The sequence below is a fragment of the Micromonospora sp. NPDC005252 genome, assembly GCF_042872475.1.
Lineage (GTDB): Bacteria > Actinomycetota > Actinomycetes > Mycobacteriales > Micromonosporaceae > Micromonospora.
Genome location: NZ_JBIAKN010000004.1, coordinates 45,491 through 66,269, shown reverse-complemented (window position 1 = coordinate 66,269; position 20,779 = coordinate 45,491). Strand labels below are relative to the sequence as shown.

The following is a 20,779-nucleotide window of genomic DNA, read 5'->3' as shown; positions in this document are numbered from 1 at the left end:
CGAGCCGGCCCCGCGGCGCTGTCAGACCTTCGGCACGTCGAACAGGGAGGGGAACTTCGCGATCAGCGCGAGGTCGCCCCGGGTTCGCAGTCGGCCCTTCATCGTCAGCACGACCGGATGCGCGTTGCCGGTCACCACCAGCAGGAAGTCGGCGCCGCCGATCGTCAGCGTCAGCTTCGGCTCGCGATCGGCGACGGGCGACACCCGGCACACCCCGTCCGCGATCTCCAGCTGGTAGTGGTCGACTCCGCCGTCGGGCCGGTCACCGATCACCCAGTGGATGACGGCGTCGAGACCGGCGGCCCGGTCGGCCCGGAACACGTCCGGCATCCGCCGAAAGATCTCCTGCAACAGGGCGTCCCGGCGTTCCCCACTCATCAGCGCGCGGACGTCCGGCATCGGGGTGCTCTTGACGAAGATGGCGAGATCACGGGGCGCCAGCGCCGCCGGATCGGCGTTGTTGGTGGTCATCGAAGGCTCCTCTGGTCGTCGTCCGCGCGCGGGTCCTAGCTGTCGCTGACGCCGGCGGGCTGAATGACCCGCTCACGGATCACCCGCCGCCACTCCTCGTAGGCCAGGCCGTCGGCGGGCGCGTCGACCGCCGCGGCATCGGCCAGCTCGGCGGCGGCCTCCGACGACAGGCCGGTCAGCGCCCGCGCCGCCGCGTCGGTGTGCTCCGGGCAGTAGCCCGCCCACGTCCGCGCCTTGGCCGCGAAGACCGCGCCCTGGGCGAGGTGCGGGCCGTACTCGCCGGCCAGCGACCGCAACGACTCGAAGCCCGCGGTGTCGCACCCGCCGGCGAACGTCGCGGCCAGTCCCACACCGCTCCACAGGTCCGCGCGGCGCGGGGCCGCGAAGCCGTCGACGGTCGCGGCCACCGCCGCCGGATCGGCCGCGTGCCGGAACCACAGCGCCCGGCCGACGCCCTGGTCGAACGCCCGCGGGAAGTAGTCGGCGTGCCCCTGCCACGGGTACGGCCGCGGACGTCGCTGCCCGACGATCCAGGTGGCCTGGTCGAAGTACGCCTTGTCGAAGCCGTAGCCGTCGACGGCCAGCCAGCTCATCGTCGGGTGGTAGGGGATCCCGGTGAGGTCCGGCAGCACCTTGCGCCACAACACGCGCGGCAGCCGGGCCATCGCGAAGCCGATGCCGATGCAGGCGAGGAAGTAGTGCGGGCGCCCCGGCCCTTCCAGCAACTCACGGGTACGGGAACCGCCTGCCGTCGCATCGAGCACGGTGTAGGCCATCGTCGCGCCCTCGTAGGCGAAGCCACGACGTTCCGGGTCCACGAGAGCGAGCCGGCGTTCCAGCTCGGCGACGCTCGGACCTTCGATCCCCCACTCGAAGCCGCAGACCACCGCCTGCGGGATCGCCTCCAGGTGGACTGTGGTGGCGGAGGCCGTGACCGGGAATCCGAGCGCGGCGAAGGAGACCTGCTCCAGCGAAGGCGCGAGAACCATGCGGCGCATCGACCCGAACACTCTCGACATACCGGCCACCCTTCGTTCGGTGCCACGGCGGCGGTCACCGCGACGATTTCATCCTGGCCGGGTTCGAGGAGCCGCGCGTCTCCGAGCGTGCCCGGTCGGTTCCCGGCCCTGCGCTGGGCTTTCGGCGTGGTCGCGCACGGTCGGGTGGGACCGGCGTCGTCGCCGGGTGTGTCCACCCGGCGACGACGCTTCGATCAGTTGGCGAACTGACCCGGCTCCCGGCCGGGGCCGGCGGGGCCCCGATAGGCCTGGGCGATCTCCAACCAGTGCGTGGCGACGTCCCCCTGGGCACGGACCGCGAGATCGTCGCTGTGCCGGCGGCGGGTGACCAGGAGGCAGAAGTCCTCAGCGGGCCCGGTGACGCGCTCCGGCGACTCGGCTGGGCCGAACTCCCACAGCGCGCCGGACGGCGCGGTGATCTCGAAGCGGAACTCGACGTCCGGGGTTTCGAGGCCGCGCGCCTGGTAACCGAAGTCCCAGGTCCGGACCGCGAATCCCACGATCTGCCCGATCCGGTCGGTGAACGTGCGCCGGACGCCGAGGGCGTCGGCGATGTCCTGGCCGTGGGCGAAGAGTTCCATCATCCCGGCCATGGCCAGCACCGCCGCCGGCAGCGGGCGCACCAACCACGGGACGAGCTGGTTCATCGGCAGGGCGCCCAGCGCCTTCTCGGCCCACGCCCGCTCCTCACGCCAGCGCCGCAACAACTCGGCGGGTTCCTCGGCGAGGTAGCCGGACAGTGCCGCGGTCACGTTGGCGTTGAAGTCGGCGCCCAGCCGTCCCGTCATGGCGACGAACTGGTCGGGGTCGGCCGCCGCGAGTCCGGCCATGCGGAAGGTGGCCGCGAGGTGGGCGATCTGGTGGGCGACGGTCCAGCCGGGCGCGGGGGTCGGCAGCGCCCACGCGGCCACGTCGAGGTCGCTGACCAGGCGGTCGAGGTCGTCGCCGTCGGCGGCCAGGTCGGCGATCACCTTGGGATACTGGTGTTCGGTCACTGTTCTGCCTCTCAGTTCGATGGCGTCCGGACAGCCCGGTCAGTGCCGGGGGACGGTCGCGAGTTCGGCGGGGGCGACCTGCCGGCGTCCGCCCAGCAGGGCGATGGCGATGACGAGCCCGAGGGCGGTGAAGATCGCGCAGGTGATGAACGCGGGGCGGAAGCCCGCCGCGGGCCCGGCGTCGGCCGAGAAGGAGACGAGCACGGTCGACACGATGGCGATCCCCAGACCGCCGCCGATCTGCTGGGAGGCGGTGTTCATCCCCGACGCGAGGCCGAGATCGGTCTCGGCGACACCGGCGAGAGCAGCCGCCGAGGCCGCTACCGTGCCGAGCCCCAGGCCGGTGCCGAAGACGAACAGCCCGATGAACAGCCCGACGGACGAGCCACCGGCCGCCACCGCCTGCGCCAGCAGCAGGCTGCCGGCACCGAGCAGAACGAGGCAGATCGCCGCCACCGGCCGGAAGCCGTACCGCGTGATGAACGACTGCCCGGCGTACGAACCGACCAACGCCATCAGTGGCATGATCGACTGCCGGATGCCGGATTCCAGCGGGGTGTCCCCGAGCGGGCCCTGGGTGTACTGGGCGATCGCCAGCGACATCCCGAAGGCACACATGATCATGGTGACCATGACCAGGTTGCCGCCGACCAGAGACGCCGAGCGCAGCAGCCGCAGCGGCAGCAGGGGCACGCTGGACCGGGCCTCGATGGCGACGAACACCAGGGCCAGCACGATCGCGGCGGCGGCGGTGCTCAGGGTCTGGACGCTGAGCCAGCCCTCCGCCGGCGCGGTCACGAGGGCGTAGATCACGAGCACCAGCGCCGCGGTGCTCGTCACGGCGCCCGCGACGTCGTACGTGCGCGTGGCGTTCAGGTCCCGGCTCTCGCGCAGCAGGACCGGGATCAGGGCCAGCATCAGAAGCGCCACCGGCACGTTGACGAAGAAGACGGCGGGCCAGCCGAAGCTGCTGGTGAGCCAGCCGCCGATGAGCAGACCCACGGTCGCGCCGACACCGGCGATGCCGGCCCAGCCGGCCAGGGCGAGATGCCGCTCGCGGCCCTCCGGGAACATGCTGGTGAGGATCGAGAGCGCGGTCGGCGCCATCAGAGCCGCCGAGAGGCCGTGCACGGCCCGGGCGGCGATCAGCACCTCGCCGTTCCACGCGAAGCCCGAGGCCAGCGAGACCAGCAGGAACAGCACCGTGCCGGCGAAGAACATCCGGCGACGCCCGAGCAGGTCGGCGGCTCGGCCACCGAGTAGCAGCAGGCCACCGAAGGTGACAAGGTTGGCGCTGAGCACCCACTGGGCCGCGCTGGGCGCCAGTCGCAGGTCGGCGCCGATCGTCGGCAGCGCCAGGATGACGATCTGCGTGTCGAGGATGACCATGAAGTTCGCGGTGCACAGCAGGACGAGCGCCCACCATCGGCGCGAGTCCGGCGGCGCTGCGGTGCCGGCGAGCTGAGCTGTGTCCATGTCGCTGTCCTTCGTCTCGATGGCTGAAGCGGGTCAGCGCCGCGAGCGCAGCACGCGGGAGATGATCGCGGGGCGCATGAGAGCCTGCGGCGGGTCGACGAGGCCCGCGGAGCGCAGGAAGGCAGTCGTCAGCACGCCGTCGTGAGCCGCTGCCGCCTGCAGGCGGGGGATGTACAGATTGCCCATCCGCACCTTCGCCGTCCGTCGGCCCACGACACCGGGGAAGCCGAGGTCGGCTCCGGCTGACATGTCCCAGGGCGCGTCGATGAGCCGGGACAGGTCGCGGAAGAAGGCCCGCGGCGCCGGCGGACCGGAGAGCACGTGTTCACCAAGCAATCGGGCGGACATCGCCGCCACCGTCATGCCCTGGCCGTAGACGGGGTTGAAGACGCACGCGGCGTCACCGAGGACGATCAGCCCATCCGGCGTCCGCGCCAGCCGATCGTAGCGTCGACGGATGCTCGCCGGGAACCGGAAAGAAGCCGCCGGCCCCATCGGCTCGGCGTCGCGGACCGCCTTGTAGATCTCCGGTACGGGCAGGGACTGCACGTACGCCAGGAAGCCCTCGTGGTCGGTCGGCGGCCGGTCGCCCAGGATGCCGGTCAGCGAGACGGCGTACCGGTCGGGCATCCGGGCGAAGATCGCGCCGCGCGGCTGCGCCGGGGTGGCGACCGGGAGCAGCGCGATGTCCTCGCCGATCGGGTCGAACGACAGCGGGCCGCGAAAGTCCATAGTGGTGTACGTCAGGTCCATCTTGACCCGTTCCTCCGGGACCCGCTGGTAGCCCAGCTCCTCCAGCCAGAGCGGCGTCCGCGAGCCGCGTCCGGTGGTGTCGACGACCAGATCGGCGTCGAGGACCTCCTCGGGTGCGCCCGGCGCCCGTCCCTGCACGCGGACGCCGGCTATCCGCTGCCGGTCCGGCGACGCGACCAGACCCACGATGTCGGTGCGCTCTCGATAGGTGACGTTGGCGAGGGCCCGAACCCGGGCCCGTACGCGCGACTCGAGCAGCGGCCGACCACTCGCGACGCAGACCAGCCCGGTCTCGGCCTTACGGATCATCTGGCCGTTGAAGTACCAGCTGAGGCTGGTGCCGAAGTCGCCGATCGGCACCCCGCCGGCCACCAGCTCGTCGGTGAAACCCGGGAACAGCTCCTCCAGGATCTGCTGGCCGCGGGCGAGCAGAGCGTGGATGTGGTGGCCCTGTGGCGCCGCCTGACGGGGCTCCACCGGCCCGAAGAGGTCGTCGCGGTCGACGACGGTGACCCTCTCGCAGGCCGGGGACAGCACCCGGGCCGCCAGTGATCCGGCGACGCTGCCGCCGAGGACCACCGCATGCGCAATCAGCGGAACGCCCATTACCGTCAGCCTCCTGGATTGGGACAAGAATCAATTGTTTCCAGTTATGGTATCGACCGGAAGCGCCATTTCTTCTTCCAGAATGCTCTGTCCGGAAAGGGATTCCGGAAGCCTTTCCGGCCCACCTTCGCATCGCTAACATGGTCCGCGGACGCCGCCGCGATGTCTCTTGTCGCGAGGAATGGCGTTCCGTTCCCTCATCGAGTGAGGATTGCCGCATGAAACCGTTCCGGATCGACATTCCGCAGGCCGCCGTGGACGACCTGCGCCGCCGTCTCGCCGACACGCGCTGGCCTGCCGACTCGCCCGCCGAGGACTGGAGCCGGGGCGTGCCGGCGACCTACCTGCGCGAATTGGTGGAGTACTGGCGAACCGGTTACGACTGGCGTGCCGCCGAGACCCGGCTCAACTCCTTCCCGCAGTTCACCACCGAGGTCGGCGGCACCACCGTGCACTTCCTGCACGTGCGCTCCCCCGAGCCGGACGCCACCCCCATGATCATCACGCACGGCTGGCCCGGCTCCTTCGCCGAGTTCACCGACATCATCGGGCCGCTCACCGATCCGCGGGCACACGGTGGCGACCCCGCGACCGCCTGCCACCTGGTCATTCCCACCATTCCCGGCTTCGGGTTCTCCGGGCCCCCCAGCGGTCCGGGCTGGACCATGCCGCGGGTCGCCGCCGCCTGGGCCGAGCTGATGGCCGGCCTGGGCTACGAGCGGTACGTCGTCCAGGGCGGCGACTTCGGCGCCTGGATCAGCCTGGTGTTGGCGGGCCTCGATCACGAGCACGTCATCGGCGCGCACGTGAACTTCCTGCCGACGCCACCCTCGGGCGACCCCGCCGACCTGGCCGGGCTGACCGAGGTCGAGGGGGGACGGCTGGGGCTGTTGATGAACTACGTCGACGACCAGTCCGGGTACATGAAGATCCAGGCCACCCGGCCGCAGACGCTGGCGTACGCCCTGAACGACTCGCCGGTGGGCCAGCTCGCCTGGATCGTCGAGAAGCTGCACGAGTGGAGCGACTCGACCAAGGCCCCCGAAGAGGCGATCGACCGCGACCGGATCCTCACCAACGTGATGCTGTACTGGCTGACCGGCGCCGGCGCGTCGTCGGCCCACTTCTACTACGACAACGCCGAGCTGCTGCCCATCGCCAAGACTCCCCCGCCGCCTCCCCCGCCCCTGCCGGTGCCCCTGGGCGTGGCGATCTTCCCCCGCGACCCCGGCCAGCCGGTCCGGCGCTTCGCCGAGCGTGGCTTCCCGAACATCGTGCAGTGGACCGAGTTCGAGCGGGGTGGCCACTTCGCCGCCATGGAGCAGCCGGACCTGCTGGTCGGTGACCTGCGCTCGTTCGTCGCGGCCCTGCGGAGCTGAACCGCACGGTGAAGGGCCCCGGATGTCTCGGCATCCGGGGCCCTTCACCATGCGGCTCGTCAAGGGCGCTACCGCGGAGGTACGCGGCGTGGCGCTGGTCGGCGGACGAGCAGGATCGCCAGGACGACGACCGTGACGAGATTGACCAGGAGCAGTACCGCGCTGAGACCGTCGACGCCGTGCTCGTGCCCCGCGTCGGCGTCGGCGGCCGTGGCGCCGGACGCCTGCGTGCCGACGGCGAAGCGGATGACGCCGCTGGTCTGTCCGCCAGCGACGCCGATGACGTGGTAGACGACCGTGTATGTGCCGTTGGCCTCGATCCGGACGGGCACCCGCAGGATGTCGCCCGGCCCGGCGCTCACGGCACCGGAGTCCACCCGCCGCCCCGCGCTGTCGACGACCGAGAGGTGCGACAGCGCGGGGTCGGCGGCCGCCGACAGGTTCAGTCGTGCCTCGCCCGGCGCCGTCGTCAGGCTCTGCGCGTCGGCGGGCGAGCTGCCCATCAGGCGTACCGCCGGCGCGCGGTCGGTGACCGCGACGAGCAAACCCAGTGGCAGCAGGACCAGCACGGCGGCGATGAGCAGGCGGGTCCGACGGGACACGGTCAGGCCGCTACGACGCTCGGGTGCGGCTGCGTCTGCACGCAGTTGCAGCGCGTCTGCTCCAGTTCCCGATCGTTCGGGCGCAGGTGCAGATACATCCCGATGATCATCGGCAGGAACACGACCGAGTTGTAGAACAGGTGCAGTTCGACCCGCGGGTAGATCAGTTGCAGGACGCTGGTCGGCACCGCCGCGCCGAAGAAGTTGGTGTGCAGCTGCGCCTGCAACAGCAGCAGGAAGTGCTCGATGTGGTGCCAGAACTGGATCACCAGGGCGACCGTCCACCAGGTCCGGGCCCGGCCGACGAAGCCGGGGCGGAGCAGGAACAGGCCGACCAACATGACCAGCGCGTACCCGTAGTGCATCCATTCCGAGGTCACCAGCCACGGGAGGAACTGCCCGAGCACACCGCGTGCCTGGGGACGGGCCCAGCCGAGCACCCAGATCTGGTAAGCCTGGACCAGGTGTTCGGCCCAGTGCGCGAGCGTGATCACCAGGAAGCCACCGAGCGCTGCCCGGTGATAGGCATGGTTGAGTGTGCGAACCGGTGCGACAACCATTCGGTTCTCCTATTCCGTGGGGTTCGATTCACGCGCCGCATCGCCACAGCACGGGGCCAACGAGAAACGACACTGGTTCCCACCGGCGTTGGCTCTTCGTACGCGCCTTTCACGACTCGCGAGGCACGACAGCGCCATTGTCACGCCGCGGGCGTCCGCCGTTCTTCTCCTCGTGTGCGCTCTGCCGGGCCCCGATCCGACGGGCTGCGGCGAAGCTGGCCCAGGCGGCCACGTCGACCAGCGTGGCGTCCGCCGGATGGTGGCGGCGGAAATCCTCGACGACCTCGGGGCCGACCCGGTAGGAGGCGAACGCGGTGAGCAGCGCGAGACGTGCCGCCGCCCGCTGCGGTGCGGTCAGCGGCTCGATCAGCTCCTCGCACCAGCGGGTGCTGAGGCCGGCGTCCTCCCCGGCCCACCCGTCGAGCCGGGTCACCACGAGGCTGCGGACCGCGGGGTCGAGCGAGCGCTCGCCGGCGACCTCGAAGACGCGGTAGGAGCGCGCCATCGCGTCCGCGATGCGTGGGCTGCCCGAGGCCCAACTGACGTCCGAGGTCGGCGGCGCGGCGTCGAGCAGGCGGGTGGCTCGGCCGGCGAGGTGCTGTCCTCGGAGGGTGGGCCGGAGCACCCGGCCGAGCCCCTGATTGAGCCGGCGCCGCGCGCGTGGGCCGAGGCCCTGCGGCAGCAGCGAGTTGGCAAGGAAGACGTTGACCACGCGGCTCAGGTAATGGAAGCCCACCACGACCCCGACCAGCTCCGCTCGCTCCACTTCGGACACTCCGGCCGGCAGGGGCGGCCCGTCGGCACGGTGTGCGCCGCGGGCCCATTGCACGAAGCGCCGCATTCGGATGTCGGCGATCTCGTCAGGCCGGTCCGCGGCGATCGCCTCGGCGTCGCGCTCGTCGGAGAGTTCGAAGAGGCCCGCCACGTGCAGATCGGCGCAGTAGGGACAGGTGTTGGCCACCGACACCGTTGCCGCGACCGCTTCCTTGACAGCGCGGTCCACCACTCCGGCCGGCAACAGCGGCTCCCGGGTGAGGGTCCAGTAGGCGGCCAGGACATCGTCGGACGGCGAGTGCAACAACGCCGGCGGCACCACGATCTGGAATTCCTCGGCGACCTGGCGATACACCGCCGCGACGAGTCCACGCGCCGTCGCGGCGGGCACGACGGTCAGGAACCTGACGTGCTTCTGAACGACCGAGGAAGCAACCCGTCTCGCGACCATCAGAACCTCCCGCGTCAGATTCCCCGATTGCTCCCGCTGTTTGCGGGCCCGCCGGTGACCGCACGCCTCGCGCATCGGCACACCCACGGCCGGACTCGGCCGCCTCCTGCCCTGCGGGGTGACGCCCTCAGGCGGCCGCGCCCACCCGGTCCCGCACCGCGGTACTGCCGTGCTGGGCCTGGCTCAGCGCGTACTTGCGCGCGTCGAGCAGGGCGAGCAGCACCGGCGGATCCAGTGCGCTGCTGCGCCGCAGCACCATGTTCGCGGTGACCTTCGAGTCGGCGCGGACCGTGAGCGGGCCGTACGTCGCCACCGACACGGCACGATCGGCCACGTCGGCGCGCTGCTCGGCACCGTCCGGATCGGCCGACACCGACTGGGCCAACAGGTACCACGAGCCCAGGGGAACCGCGTCGAAGTGGACCCAGCCGGGTTGCTGCAGAACGGCGCACCGCGCCGGACGTCCTTCCGGGATACGGCCGCTGAACAGACCGACGAAAATAAGCGGGTGGTCATCGTCCTCGGCGAGACGGACCTGGCACGACACCTGGCCGCTCGGCGATCGGCCGGAGCGCCACTCGAAGTGCGGGTGGATAGACTGCGTGTAGCCGGCGTGTCGACGGAACGCGGTGGGCGACATACCGACGCTGCGGCTGAACCGCCAACTGAACGTACCGACGCTGTTGTAACCCACGCGGACGCTGATGTCCGCGACGTTCATCGATGTGGTGATGAGCAGGTCCTTCGCCCGCTGCAGGCGCAGCGCCGAGAGGAAGCGGGCCGGCGACACACCGGTCACCCGCCGGAAGATGCGAGTGAAGTGGAATTTGCTGAACATTGCAGCACGGGCCATGTCGTCGACAGTCAACTGTTCACCCATGCGGTCGTGCATCGCTGCGACTGCCCGCAGCACCGCCTGCTCAGAAACGTCTTTCATGGCACTCCCCCAGGTGCTGTTCCGCTGCATCATTCAACTCGTGGCAGTCAGATATGTGCGCGCCTACCTGACAATTGAATATAAAAGCCGGAACAGTGCGGTCAATTACGTCGAATGATCTCTCGACTTATCGCAACACTATCGGACGGCACGTCGGCAATCAACCCTGGGTGAGCGCGCGACGCAATCGTGGAGAAGCAGCGGGTATTGGCGCTGCTGGATATGGATAGCGTGAATCACCGATATATGCACACCTCGTGGCCGAAGCGGTCCAGGTCGGCCGGGCGGCCTTGATCCGTCGGCGCATGACTGGAATTGATCACCATTGGCACTGCTCGGAGTGCACGCAGCCGGTCGTGGCGGATTGGCGGTGACGTACTCTGGACGGCGTGCCAGCAGGTCGGGCCGGCCTCCTGCCGTCATCGGCCGCCCCTGCGACGATACCCGCCGGTAACACCGGCCAGATACGTGATCAGCATGCCGGCGGGGCCTCAGATACGTGTCTCAGCCAGGGCTTTCATGGTGGACAGTTCTATTTGTGCGGTCAACCGCGACAACGGGCGTGGCTCGCGGAACGCGGGTCACGCCGATCCGTTCACCGGCCACTGACGGGCATGATTGGGAGGCCAGCTCTGGTTACTAACAGTGTTTGTGTGGTAATTAAGGGTTGCCGAAGTATGTCCGAGTCTCCTAGTCTCCTATCGGACGGCGCAACCATCAGCCACCTCGATTGCGCATCCGGCACCACCCGGAAGGAGCCGATCACCCGTGCTTCTCGGTCCACACCAGCCCAGGACAGCCACGACGACCTCCGCCGGCAGCGACGCCGCAACGACAGCGTTATTTCCGCGGCGCAGCCACAGCTAGCACGAGCGGTCGCGATCCACGGGCCTGAAACGTTGATCACCGGGAGCCACGATGCGAATATCTGACCTGAGTCGGCAGTCCGGGGTGCCGGTCGGGACGATCAAGTTCTACCTGCGCGAACGCCTGCTCCCACCCGGCGAACCCACGGGACGCAACCAGGCACTTTACAATAAGAATCACCTACGACGCCTTCGGCTGATCAAGATATTCACCTCCATCGGCGAACTCGACCTCACGTCGGTACGGCGGCTCCTGATCGCCGCCGAGGACGAGCACCTGTCGTCGATCGAGCTGTTCGAGGTGCTCAACCAGGTGTCGATGGCGGGCAAGGACACCGCCGCCGAGGAGGACGAGAGCCTCGATCTCGCCCGTGCCGACGCGAACCGCATCATCGAATCGTCCGGCTGGCAGGTCAACCCGGACGCCGCCGCCCGCTCACACCTCACCCTCGCGCTCGCCGCGATGCGGCGCCTGGGCTGCGACTGCGATCCGGACTTTCTCGACGTCTACCGGGAGGCAGCGGACCGGCTCGCCCGGCACGAGGTCGGTCGGATCGCGAACGACCGCACCGCGCGCATCGAGGCCCTCGCGCGCAACGTCCTGCTACACCAGGCGTTCGCGGCGATGCGCCAGCTCGGGCAGCAGCATCACCTGTCCCGCCGATTCGGCCTCGTGCCGGCGAACCAGGGGACGGCCGACGACGGCGACCGCGCCTGACACCCGAAGCCGAGGCGCCGAGGCACACGGGTCGACCGGACAGGGACGTCGGCCCGGCGGGGCGGCGCCGACGGACTGACTGTGCCGGTGACGCCGGCGGAGCTGACGCGTGAGGGCCGGCCAGCTGGCCGGCCCTCAGAACGTGCTACTCAGGCTGGGTCACGCGGGCAGTTCTGGTAGACCGAGAGCACCCAGGCGTCGTCGCGCTTGACGAGGATCCACGAGGCCCGGATGGCGTCCGCGGAGGCCAGGTCGGTGCTCCCGGCCGCGATCACCCCGCCGACGGTCAACAACGCGACCGCGCCGGGCCCGAGGGGCTTGACGTCGATCGGCTTCCCGGTGACGGTCGTGCCGGCGTACACGCCCTGGTAGGCATCCGCCATGTAGTCGCGAATGGCCGTGCGGCCCTTCACGTACACGCCCGGCAGGATGAGCGTGCCGTCCTCGGCGAACAGGTCGGCGAAGGCGTCGGCGTCATGGGCCGCCCAGGCCTTCACCATCCGGGCCGACACGGCGCCGATCGCCGCCTGGTCCGATCCGTCCAGGACCGGAGCTTGTGTGTTGGTGGTCATCTGCTACCCACTTCCGTCGGTCGTCGATCGATGGCAACTGATGACCATCGTGGCCGGATCCGCGCCGTCCTGGCGTCTTCCAGCGTGCGCCGGGCCGACAGGGCGCAACGTCCGAGAAGTGCCGGCCGCCTGGTCCCGCCAGCGATGGAAGTCGGTGCCGGCTCGGACCGGGTCGCCGGACGCATCCGTGTACGCGCGCGCGGATGCCCACCGACGTATCGGTGGACATCCGCGAGCTGGTGGACCGATCAGATGAAGAACGTGTTGGGCTCCAGGCCGCACAGCACCCGGCCGTAGAGCTCCATCGTGGTCGTCGGCAGATGCAGAGCGTGCAGGGTGACCGCGCGGACGTCGCGCCGGATCCGCTGGATCGGCTCCCGCGTGTAGATCGACGATGCGCCACACGCGCCGGCCAGGATGTCGACCGCCTCGGCGGTCAGCTGCGGCACACGACCCGCCACAGCCCTGGCGTACGCGCGGTCGCGGACCGTCCACGGCTCCCGCGTCAGACCGCGCTCGTCCACCAACGTGGCGAGCCTGCGCGCGTGCCCCTCGGCCTCGTCGATCTTGAGGGCGGCGTCGGCCGCCTGCAGGTGCGTGATCGGCGCGTCCGCCTGGCGCTCGTAGTTGGTGTTGGAGATGGGCCGTTCGTTGATCCGGGCATAGAACTGCTCCTCGGCAGCACGCGCCATGCCGATCATCTTGCCGGAGGTCGACGCCGCCACCGCCGCGACCAGTGGCGACTGGAACATCGGCAGGTCCCGGTTGCGCTCGGACGCGTACTCGCCGGCGGTGAACGCGGCGATCCGCATGACGTTGGCGCCGGGCACGAAGACATCCTCCGCGACGGCCCTGACGCTGCCGGTCCCGGAGAGCGCGGACACGTGCCAGTCGTCCACGATGCGCAGCGCGCTCATCGGCACCACTGCCATCACCGGCTCGGGCTCGCCCTCGGACGGGATGAGCAGGGTGGAGAGCAGCTTCCACCCGCTGTGCGCGGCGCCACTGTTGAACGCCCACTCACCGTTGACCACGATGCCGCCGTCCTTGGGGACTCCGGTGCCGTTGAGCGCCAGCGTCCCACTGATCCGGGCGTCCGGGTCCGCGAAGATCTCGTCCTGCACCTCGTCCGGGAACAGGCCGACGTTCCACGAGGTGATCCACCAGGCGGCGACGTCGAACGCCGCGGCGCCGTCGCCGCGACCCAGCTCGATGCCGACGTCCAGCAGTGTGTGGGCGTCCACCTCGTACCCGCCGAAGCGCGCCGCGGTACGCATGCGGAAGATTCCGGCAGCCGTCATCGCCTCGACACTCTCGTCGGCGAGCCGGCGGTTCTCCTCCTGCCACAACGAATTCTTCCGGAGCACCGGGACAATGTCGGCCGCCCTCTTCGTCAGATCGGTTCGGTGTGACGTCTCGGTTGTCTGCACGGGGTCTCCTCCTGGTACGGCCCCATCGTGCCCCCGCCGGGAAGCGGATGGCGCAAACGGGCGGCTGCATGAAGCGCTGAAGGTCGTTGCCGGGAATTCAGGAAGTCACGTTAACCCCTGGGCGTCGGCCGGAAAAGACACATCAGAGCGTCGTGCGGAACCGCGCATTCTGAAAGAAGATCGGGCTCGACCAGGATCGTAGCTTTACGGTGACCAATTGACCGACGGCATCATGAATGGTGGACGAGATGAGTTACTGGTCCGATCGGAAGGTGCTCGTGGTCGGCGCGAGCCGTGGCCTCGGCCGTGGGGTGACCGAGGCGTTCCTGGCGGCTGGCGCGACGGTGACCGCCCTGTCGCGGGACACCGCACCGCTGGCCGCCCTGGCCGACGCGCACGGCAACCTGAGCCTGGTCGACGCGGACGCCACCGACCCGGCCAGCCTCGACGTCCTCCGCCGGAACCCGCCGGACGTCCTCGCCCTGGTGGCCGGCGCCGCACCCGAGCTGCGTCCGCTGACGGAGCAGACCTGGGAGTCGTTCTCCACCCCCTGGAACACCGACGTGCGCATCGCGTTCCTCTGGCTGCGTCAGGTGTTGCGGCAGCCCCTGGCGCCCGGCAGCCGGGTCATCGTGACCAGCAGCGGCGCCGCGCTGAAGGGCTCCGTGCTCAGCGGCGGCTACGCCGGAGGCAAAGCGACAGTACGTTTCCTCGCCGACTACGCGGCCCAGGAGGCCGCACGTGCCGGGCTGGACATCACGTTCCACACGGTGCTGCCGCAGCTCACTCCGGAAACCGGCCTCGGCCGGGCGGCGGTCGACGCGTACGCCGAGCGCGCCGGCGTCCCGCCCGAGACGTTCGTCGAGCCCATGCGCCCGGTGCTGACGCCGGAGGCGGCGGGTGCGGCCTTCCTGCGGCTCGGCGGCGACCCGACCCCGCCCGGCACCGTGCACCTGCTGTCCGGCGCCGGTCTGACGCGACTGCCCTGAGCCCGCGCAGACCGTTTCAGGGAAACCCAGGACGTACGCATGGCGGTGGCCACCATCGTGGTGGCCACCGCCATGACGGTCGGCACGGGGCTCAGGCGACCGCGGGGACCGCGGCGGTGAGGTACATCGGCACGCGGTCGTAGCCGTTCATGATGAACGAGCCCTGCGGGGGCAGTTCCTCGCGCGGCACGGCCAGGGTCAGGTCGGGAAAGCGCTCGAAGAGGGCCGGCAGCGCCACCATCGACTGCATCGTGGCCAGCGGCCGCCCCAGGCAGTAGTGCTCGCCGTGCCCGAAGGACAGGTTCGTCTTGTCCGGGCGGGTGATGTCGAAGTCGTTGGCGGTGTCGCCGTGCAGCGCCGGGTCCCGGCCGATCCCGGCGTACGCGATGAGGACCAGGTCGCCCTTGGCGATGTGGACGCCGGCGACGTCGATGTCCTCCTTCGCGTAGCGGAAGGGCAGCTGGGCGACGGCGGCGTCCTTACGGACCGCCTCGTCGAAGGCGTCCATCCAGGTGTACTGCCCGGTGCGGATCAGCTCCAGCTGGTCGCGGTGGGTGCTCAGGTCGATGATGCAGTGGGCCAGCACGTTGCTCAACGTCTCCGATCCCGCGCCGAGCAGGACGTGCAGGCTACCGATCAGCTCCTCGTTGGAGAGCGTCTCGCCGTCCTCGTTCGCGGCGATCAGGACGCTGGTCAGGTCGTCTCCCGGGTCCTGACGGCGGCGGGCGGCGAGCTTGGACATGGCGTCGTGCCACTGGTCGAGGTTCGCCGCGGCCATCTCGCCGGTGTGGTTGGTCAGGCTGTTCTGCTTGGTGCCCTTGAGCGCTTCCTCCCGCACCTCCTCCGGCACGCCGAAGAGGTCGCAGATGAGCGTCGCGGTCAGTGCGTACGTGAACTGCCCCTTGATGTCGACCGTCTCGCCCGGCCGCGTGCTGGCCTCCATGTCGTCCAGCAGCCGCTGCACGATCGACTCGACGCGGGGGCGGGCCTTCTCGACCTCGCGCGGCGTGAAGGCGTGCGACACCAGCTTGCGCAGCCGGTCGTGGTCGGCGCCGTCACGAACGGTCAGGTTGTCCATCGCCACCCAGGTGATGAGCTCCCAGTCGTGCGGCACCTCGCCGCGCACGAACGGGGGCCAGTCCTCCTTCGCGTTCTTGGAGAGCTGGTCACCGGCGAGCAGCTTCCTGCCAATGTCGTACGACGTGACGCACCAGGCGTGGTAGCCACCGGGAACCTCGACGAGGGTGACCGGGCCCTCGGCGCGGATCCGGGCAGCTTCGGCATGAATGTCACGCCCCTCAGGATCGAGCATGATCGGGCATTTACCCATCGCGGGCCTCCATGGTTCGGTGCACGGCACCGGGCAGGGATCCGGTGGTGCGAAGAGCGGTATCTGCCGCTGAACCTAATGACCTCCCCGGCTCCATATTTCTTCTCGATTGCCGAGCGCGGAAATCCACTCCGCGTGTGCCTTCATGACGTCGGAACAGCAATTGTGAAGAGGTTTTGCGGGGCCGTGGCGGGCATCCTCGACTCGATAACGCGTAAATCCAGAGGAGACGGTCATGGCTCGATTCAAGGTCGGGGTGCTCTTCAAGCCGCAGCACTGCGAGATGGCTCAGCTACGCGAGGGTTGGCGTGCGGCGGACGAGCTCGGTGTGGACACCGTCTGGACCTGGGACCACTTCTATCCGCTCTACGGCGACCCGGACGGCGCGAACTACGAGTGCTGGACCACGCTGGCCGCGCTCGCCGCCGACACCCGGCGCGTCCGGTTCGGCTCGCTGGTGACGTGCAACAGCTACCGCAACCCGAACCTGCTCGCGGCCATGGCGGGCACGGTCGACCAGATCAGCGACGGTCGCCTGATCCTGGGCCTGGGCGCCGGCTGGTTCGAGCGGGACTACACCGAGTTCGGCTACCGGTTTGGCCGCGCCGGCGAACGGCTGCGGGCGCTGGAGGACGGCGTGCGGACCGTACGGTCCCGCCTGGCCGCGCTGGTCCCGACGGCAGCACGGGTGCCACTGCTGGTCGGCGGCGGCGGTGAGAAGGTGACCCTGCGCATCGTGGCCCGGTACGCGGACATGTGGAACGACTTCGGTTCGGCGGAGCGCTTCGCCCACAAGAGCGCCGTCCTCGACCGCTGGTGCGCCGAGCAGGGTCGCGACCCCGCCGAGATCGAGCGCACCACGATGATCGAGACGGCGGAGGTGGACGAGGTCGACGCCTATCTCAAGGCCGGCGCCACCCACGTGATCCTCGGCCTGGACACCCCGTTCGACCTCGAACCCCTGGACCGCCTGCTCGCACACGCGAAGGACTGAACACGTCAGCCGGCCGGTCGCCGCGGGCCTCGTGCCGGGCCAGCGAGGCCCAGATTTTCGGCGTTGCTGTCGATCTACCGCCCGCGCGACCCGTCGTAATGTAGAGGCCACCACCGAGGGGGCCGGCACACGACGGGACATGAGAGATGGCCAAGTACATGATCCTCATCTACGGCGACGCCCAGCAGTGGGACGCGATGACCGACGAGCAGTGGAAGGCGCACGACGCGGCGCACGAGGCGTTCGTCGCCAAGGCCGGCACGCAGATCATCGACGGTCAGCAGCTGGAGCTGGCGCCCACGGCCACCACGCTGCGCTCGGACTCGGTGGGTCAGATCCAGACGACCGACGGCCCGTTCCTGGAGACCAAGGAGGCGCTCGGCGGCTACTACCTGATCGAGGCGACCGACCTGGACGAGGTTCTGTCGATGGCGACGCTGCTTCCCGAGGTGCACGCTTCGCACAGCGGTGTGGAGATCCGCCCGGTGGTCGACCACGGCTGACGTGGCCGACCCACGGATGAAAGACGAGGTTGTCGCGGCGGTCGCCCAGGCGCACCGCCGCGACTGGGCCCAGGTGTTCAGCACCACGGCCCATCTGACCCGGGACCTCGACCTCGCCGAGGAGTGCACGCAGGACGCGTTCGCACAGGCCCTGGAGACCTGGACGGAGACCGGTGTCCCCGACCGACCGGGCGCCTGGTTGACCACCATCGCGCGCAACCGGGCCCGCGACGTCCTGCGCCGCGAATCGGTGTTCCGTCGCAAGATGCCGCTGCTCGTCGCCGACGAGACCACGCCGGGGCCCGAGGACGGCCTGGTCGACGACCGGCTGCGGCTCATCTTCACCTGCTCGCACCCCGCCCTGGCCCGGGAGGCGCAGGTCGCCCTGACCCTGCGCCTGGTCTGCGGGCTGTCCACACCCGAGGTGGCCCGCGCGTTCCTGGTGCAGCCGGCGACGATGGCAGCCCGGATCACCCGGGCCAAGAAGAAGATCGCCGCGGCCCGCATCCCGTACCGGGTGCCGGGCCCGGACCAGCTCGAGGAGCGGGTGAGCGCCGTCCTGGAGGTCGTCCACCTGATCTTCACCACCGGGCACACGGCGCCGCTCGGCACCCACCTGGTTCGCCAGGATCTGGTGGACAGCGCGATCAGCCTGGCCCGCATGCTGCATCTGCTCATGCCGACCAACGCCGAGATCAGCGCGCTTCTCGCGCTGCTGCTGCTCAACGCCTCGCGCCAGGACACCCGAATGTCCGCGGACGGGCGCCTGGTGCTGCTGTCCGAGCAGGATCGCTCCCGCTGGGACCGGCAGCTCATCGCCGAGGGCCGGTCGTTGGTGACCGACGCGCTGCGCCGCCGGCCACCGACGCGGTACGCCCTGGAGGCCGCGATAGCCGCCCTGCACGCCGAGGCGGCGAGCTGGCGGGACACCGACTGGGCCCAGATCGTCGCGCTCTACGACGCCCTGTTCCGGCTCTGGCCCTCGCCCGTGGTGGATCTCAACCGGGCCGTCGCGATCGGGCTCCGCGACGGCCCCCGGGCCGGCCTCGACGCGCTGAATCCCCTGCTCGCCGATCCGGCCCTGGCCACGTACGGGTACCTCAGTGCCGCCCGGGCCGACTTCCTGCGCCAACTGGGGCAGTGGTCGCAGGCCCGGACGGCCTACGAGGAGGCGCTGACCCTCACCGACAACGACGTCGAGCGCGCGTTCCTCAATGAGCGCCTGACCGAAGTCCAGCGGAATCTGTGAGTGCCAGCACCTCGCGGACGGTCTCGTAGAAACCGTCGACACCGTGGAGGTCGCGGCGGTTCGCGCAGTCCTCGGCGTACTGCTCGCTCATGGTCTGGCCACCGCTCTCCAGCATCGCGATCTGGCTCGCGTAGGCGCCGACCGCGCGAAGTTTGCGGGCCCACTGCCTGTCACTGATCGCGACGGCCACCGGCTCCGACACGCGTACGCCCGCCGGCAGCGCCGGCATGACGTTGACTCCCGGCCACGCGAGGTAGGGGAAGTCGTCCCAGAGCGACAGCGGCGAGTCGGTCCTGGCCACCGCGGCGAGGACGGCGTCGCGGGTGCGCCGGTGGTCGACGTGATTGCCGACCGCCGCGCACGTGACGACCCGGTCGACGGAGAACTCACCGATCACCCGCTCGATGTCGGCGGCCACAGCGGCGACCAGATCGTCCTCGTCGTCGGCATGGTGATCCATCGGGTTCTCGTCGTCGATCACCCAGCCGCCCTGCGCGTTCCTGCGGTAGATCGCGTCGAGGAACGGGCCGCACAGATACGGCGGGTCGACGCCGAGCGTGGCGAGGGCCGCGACGTTCTCGTCGCGCCGCGCCGCCACGGGATCACCGACGATCGCCCACTGGTCGTGGAAGGTGGTCGCGATCGGCGAGTACGGCGGCGCGGGACTCCCGGCGAACACCGTGTAGACGACGACGTGTTCGCCAGCGTCGGCCAACTGGACGAGGTGGCCGCCGTAGGACAGCACCGCGTCATCGAGATGCGGCGACACCACCAGGGTTGTCATGCGGCTCTCCCTTCGAAGTGGGGTTGCTGCGAATGTGCGGTCGGCAGCACCGGGTCGGCGTACGAGATCGTCCGGCGGCCGATCCGGCCGGCCTCCGCGAGGATCTGCATTCCCCAGGTGTCCCAGACGCCGGCCATCCGCGAGGTGATGACGACAGTGCCGGCACTGTCGTCGCTCAGCGGCGTGGACAGCCCAAGAGCGTGGTAACCGCTGTGGTCCCCCGAACGCACGGCCCGGTCGAGGAGTTCGTGATCGAAGTCGACGAGGGTCGCGCCGGTCACCGACGCGGGCAGCTCGCCGCCGCACCCGATGATGGTGACCGCCTCATCGTCGGGCACATCCGCCAGGGCGTCGGCTATCTCGGCTGAGACGCTCAGGCCCCGCGCCCGCTGCTGCCAATCGAGGAGCTCCAGGTACGTCGGCTCCCACTGCCAGAACTCCCCCTTCTCCACCATCACGGCCAGACCCATCTCGATCGCGGGCTCGGGGAACTTGCTCAGGAACAGCCGCATGTTGGCGAACAGCTCGTCGAAATTGGCCTTGTGGTCGCGGTCGTGCGGCGCGACAACCGCCCACGCATCCGCCGCGAGCTCGATCGTCAGGCCGGCGCGGTGCAGCCGGAAACCCAGCTCCATGTCCTCGCCACCCCAGCCCTGGAATCGCTCCTCGAAGGCGCCGACGCGGCGGAAGTCGTCCATCCGGATCGAACAGTTTCCGGTCCAGAAGGCCTTCCAGGGGATCGACCGTTTCCTCAGGTCCATGCCGCAGCCGGCGAAGTAGGGCTGGCGCACGTCCTGGAACTCCGGTAGGTGGCGGTAGCGCTCCACCACCAACTCGGGCGACAGCTGCGCGAGGAGCTCGTCCACCCCCACCATCGGCGAATCGGGGTTGTAGCCGTAGCTGGGCCCCACCACCGCCCGCCGCGACTCGCCGCCCTCGTGGGCGGCCAGGTGCGCGGCGAGGAACTCCGGGCCCACCATCGACCCGGTGTCGAGAATGACCAGCAGCCCGCCGACCGCCATCCGGGCCGCGCCGTTGCGCGCGGACGCGACCCGGAACCCGCGGTCCTCCTGATGGAAGTACGTGATGTGCAACAGGTCGGCGTAGGACCGCACGACGTCGGCGGTGTGATCGGTCGAACCGTCATCGCCGACGATCACCTCGAAATCGTCGGTGGGAATCGTCTGCCGGGCGAGCTGCCGAAGGGTCTCCGACAGCAGGTCAGCTGAGTTGTAGGTCGCGATGATGACGGATACCCGCCGCCGGTGGCCCATGGTTCTCCTTCGCATGGTCGGTCCAGCTCTTCGAACTGGCCTACGGG

General features: G+C 69.9%; 20 protein-coding genes. 6 read left to right on the top strand and 14 right to left on the bottom strand.

Going from position 1 to position 20,779, the window contains the following annotated elements:
• Positions 1-21: 21 nt before the first annotated feature.
• From ACFYPH_RS13385 to ACFYPH_RS13365, 5 genes are all read right to left on the bottom strand, one after another.
• A complete protein-coding gene (locus tag ACFYPH_RS13385; RefSeq protein ID WP_387181578.1) occupies positions 22-471 on the bottom strand; it encodes an SCP2 sterol-binding domain-containing protein in 450 nt (149 codons plus the stop codon).
• A gap of 35 nt (positions 472-506) precedes the next feature.
• Entirely contained in the window at positions 507-1,490 is a 984-nt protein-coding gene (locus ACFYPH_RS13380; protein WP_354856211.1) for a DUF1702 family protein, read from the bottom strand.
• Between the two features lie 194 nt (positions 1,491-1,684).
• Positions 1,685-2,485 (bottom strand): TIGR03084 family metal-binding protein, encoded by an 801-nt coding sequence (locus ACFYPH_RS13375; protein WP_355068968.1) that lies wholly within the window; start codon positions 2,483-2,485, stop codon positions 1,685-1,687.
• A 39-nt stretch (positions 2,486-2,524) separates the two neighbouring features.
• Positions 2,525-3,961: an MFS transporter gene (locus tag ACFYPH_RS13370; protein ID WP_355068970.1), complete on the bottom strand. Its 1,437-nt coding sequence runs from the start codon at positions 3,959-3,961 to the stop codon at positions 2,525-2,527.
• Between the two features lie 33 nt (positions 3,962-3,994).
• Complete coding sequence (locus ACFYPH_RS13365; protein WP_387181574.1) at positions 3,995-5,320, bottom strand: FAD-dependent oxidoreductase; 1,326 nt, start codon at positions 5,318-5,320, stop codon at positions 3,995-3,997.
• 218 nt (positions 5,321-5,538) lie between these two features.
• Here ACFYPH_RS13365 and ACFYPH_RS13360 point away from each other — a divergent pair, with 218 nt between their 5' ends.
• On the top strand, positions 5,539-6,699 hold the full coding sequence (locus ACFYPH_RS13360) for an epoxide hydrolase family protein (RefSeq protein ID WP_355068974.1): 1,161 nt from the start codon (positions 5,539-5,541) through the stop codon (positions 6,697-6,699).
• 68 nt (positions 6,700-6,767) lie between these two features.
• On the opposite strand, the gene ACFYPH_RS13355 is transcribed toward ACFYPH_RS13360, so the two are convergent.
• The 4 genes from ACFYPH_RS13355 to ACFYPH_RS13340 form a co-directional block, all read right to left on the bottom strand.
• The gene (locus ACFYPH_RS13355) at positions 6,768-7,301 is read right to left on the bottom strand and encodes a copper resistance protein CopC (RefSeq protein WP_387181570.1); all 534 of its coding nucleotides are present in this window, start codon (positions 7,299-7,301) and stop codon (positions 6,768-6,770) included.
• A gap of 2 nt (positions 7,302-7,303) precedes the next feature.
• Positions 7,304-7,861, bottom strand: coding sequence for a hypothetical protein (locus tag ACFYPH_RS13350; protein WP_354856217.1), 558 nt, complete (start codon positions 7,859-7,861; stop codon positions 7,304-7,306).
• A gap of 109 nt (positions 7,862-7,970) precedes the next feature.
• The gene (locus ACFYPH_RS13345) at positions 7,971-9,086 is read right to left on the bottom strand and encodes a carboxymuconolactone decarboxylase family protein (RefSeq protein ID WP_387181567.1); all 1,116 of its coding nucleotides are present in this window, start codon (positions 9,084-9,086) and stop codon (positions 7,971-7,973) included.
• 127 nt (positions 9,087-9,213) lie between these two features.
• Positions 9,214-10,023 carry a helix-turn-helix transcriptional regulator gene (locus ACFYPH_RS13340; protein ID WP_354856235.1) on the bottom strand — a complete coding sequence of 270 codons (810 nt, stop codon included), beginning with the start codon at positions 10,021-10,023 and terminating at the stop codon, positions 9,214-9,216.
• 918 nt (positions 10,024-10,941) lie between these two features.
• On the opposite strand from ACFYPH_RS13340, the gene ACFYPH_RS13335 reads away from it, so the two are divergent.
• Positions 10,942-11,607 (top strand): MerR family transcriptional regulator, encoded by a 666-nt coding sequence (locus ACFYPH_RS13335; RefSeq protein WP_354856219.1) that lies wholly within the window; start codon positions 10,942-10,944, stop codon positions 11,605-11,607.
• Positions 11,608-11,756: 149 nt separating this feature from the next.
• Here the strand turns inward: ACFYPH_RS13335 and ACFYPH_RS13330 are convergent, their stop codons facing one another.
• Positions 11,757-12,179 carry an SgcJ/EcaC family oxidoreductase gene (locus ACFYPH_RS13330; protein WP_354856220.1) on the bottom strand — a complete coding sequence of 141 codons (423 nt, stop codon included), beginning with the start codon at positions 12,177-12,179 and terminating at the stop codon, positions 11,757-11,759.
• Positions 12,180-12,427: 248 nt separating this feature from the next.
• Complete coding sequence (locus ACFYPH_RS13325; RefSeq protein WP_355068977.1) at positions 12,428-13,609, bottom strand: acyl-CoA dehydrogenase; 1,182 nt, start codon at positions 13,607-13,609, stop codon at positions 12,428-12,430.
• 248 nt (positions 13,610-13,857) lie between these two features.
• Between ACFYPH_RS13325 and ACFYPH_RS13320 the strand changes: the two genes are divergently transcribed.
• Positions 13,858-14,598 carry an SDR family oxidoreductase gene (locus ACFYPH_RS13320; RefSeq protein WP_355068979.1) on the top strand — a complete coding sequence of 247 codons (741 nt, stop codon included), beginning with the start codon at positions 13,858-13,860 and terminating at the stop codon, positions 14,596-14,598.
• 91 nt (positions 14,599-14,689) lie between these two features.
• Here ACFYPH_RS13320 and ACFYPH_RS13315 read toward each other — a convergent pair whose 3' ends face one another.
• Positions 14,690-15,928 (bottom strand): cytochrome P450, encoded by a 1,239-nt coding sequence (locus tag ACFYPH_RS13315; protein ID WP_354856223.1) that lies wholly within the window; start codon positions 15,926-15,928, stop codon positions 14,690-14,692.
• A 235-nt stretch (positions 15,929-16,163) separates the two neighbouring features.
• On the opposite strand from ACFYPH_RS13315, the gene ACFYPH_RS13310 reads away from it, so the two are divergent.
• The 3 genes from ACFYPH_RS13310 (at position 16,164) to ACFYPH_RS13300 (ending at position 18,674) form a co-directional block, all read left to right on the top strand.
• Positions 16,164-16,922 carry an LLM class F420-dependent oxidoreductase gene (locus ACFYPH_RS13310; protein WP_387181559.1) on the top strand — a complete coding sequence of 253 codons (759 nt, stop codon included), beginning with the start codon at positions 16,164-16,166 and terminating at the stop codon, positions 16,920-16,922.
• A gap of 146 nt (positions 16,923-17,068) precedes the next feature.
• Positions 17,069-17,425, top strand: a complete 357-nt coding sequence (locus ACFYPH_RS13305; protein ID WP_354856225.1) for a YciI family protein — start codon at positions 17,069-17,071, stop codon at positions 17,423-17,425.
• Between the two features lie 16 nt (positions 17,426-17,441).
• Positions 17,442-18,674, top strand: a complete 1,233-nt coding sequence (locus tag ACFYPH_RS13300) for an RNA polymerase sigma factor (RefSeq protein ID WP_387181556.1) — start codon at positions 17,442-17,444, stop codon at positions 18,672-18,674.
• Here the strand turns inward: ACFYPH_RS13300 and ACFYPH_RS13295 are convergent.
• Positions 18,637-19,458, bottom strand: a complete 822-nt coding sequence (locus ACFYPH_RS13295) for a PIG-L deacetylase family protein (RefSeq protein WP_387181554.1) — start codon at positions 19,456-19,458, stop codon at positions 18,637-18,639. The two genes, ACFYPH_RS13300 and ACFYPH_RS13295, sit on opposite strands and share 38 nt — an antisense overlap.
• Entirely contained in the window at positions 19,455-20,732 is a 1,278-nt protein-coding gene (locus ACFYPH_RS13290; RefSeq protein WP_387181551.1) for a glycosyltransferase, read from the bottom strand. Before ACFYPH_RS13290 ends, ACFYPH_RS13295 begins: the two co-directional genes overlap by 4 nt.
• Positions 20,733-20,779 lie beyond the last annotated feature (47 nt).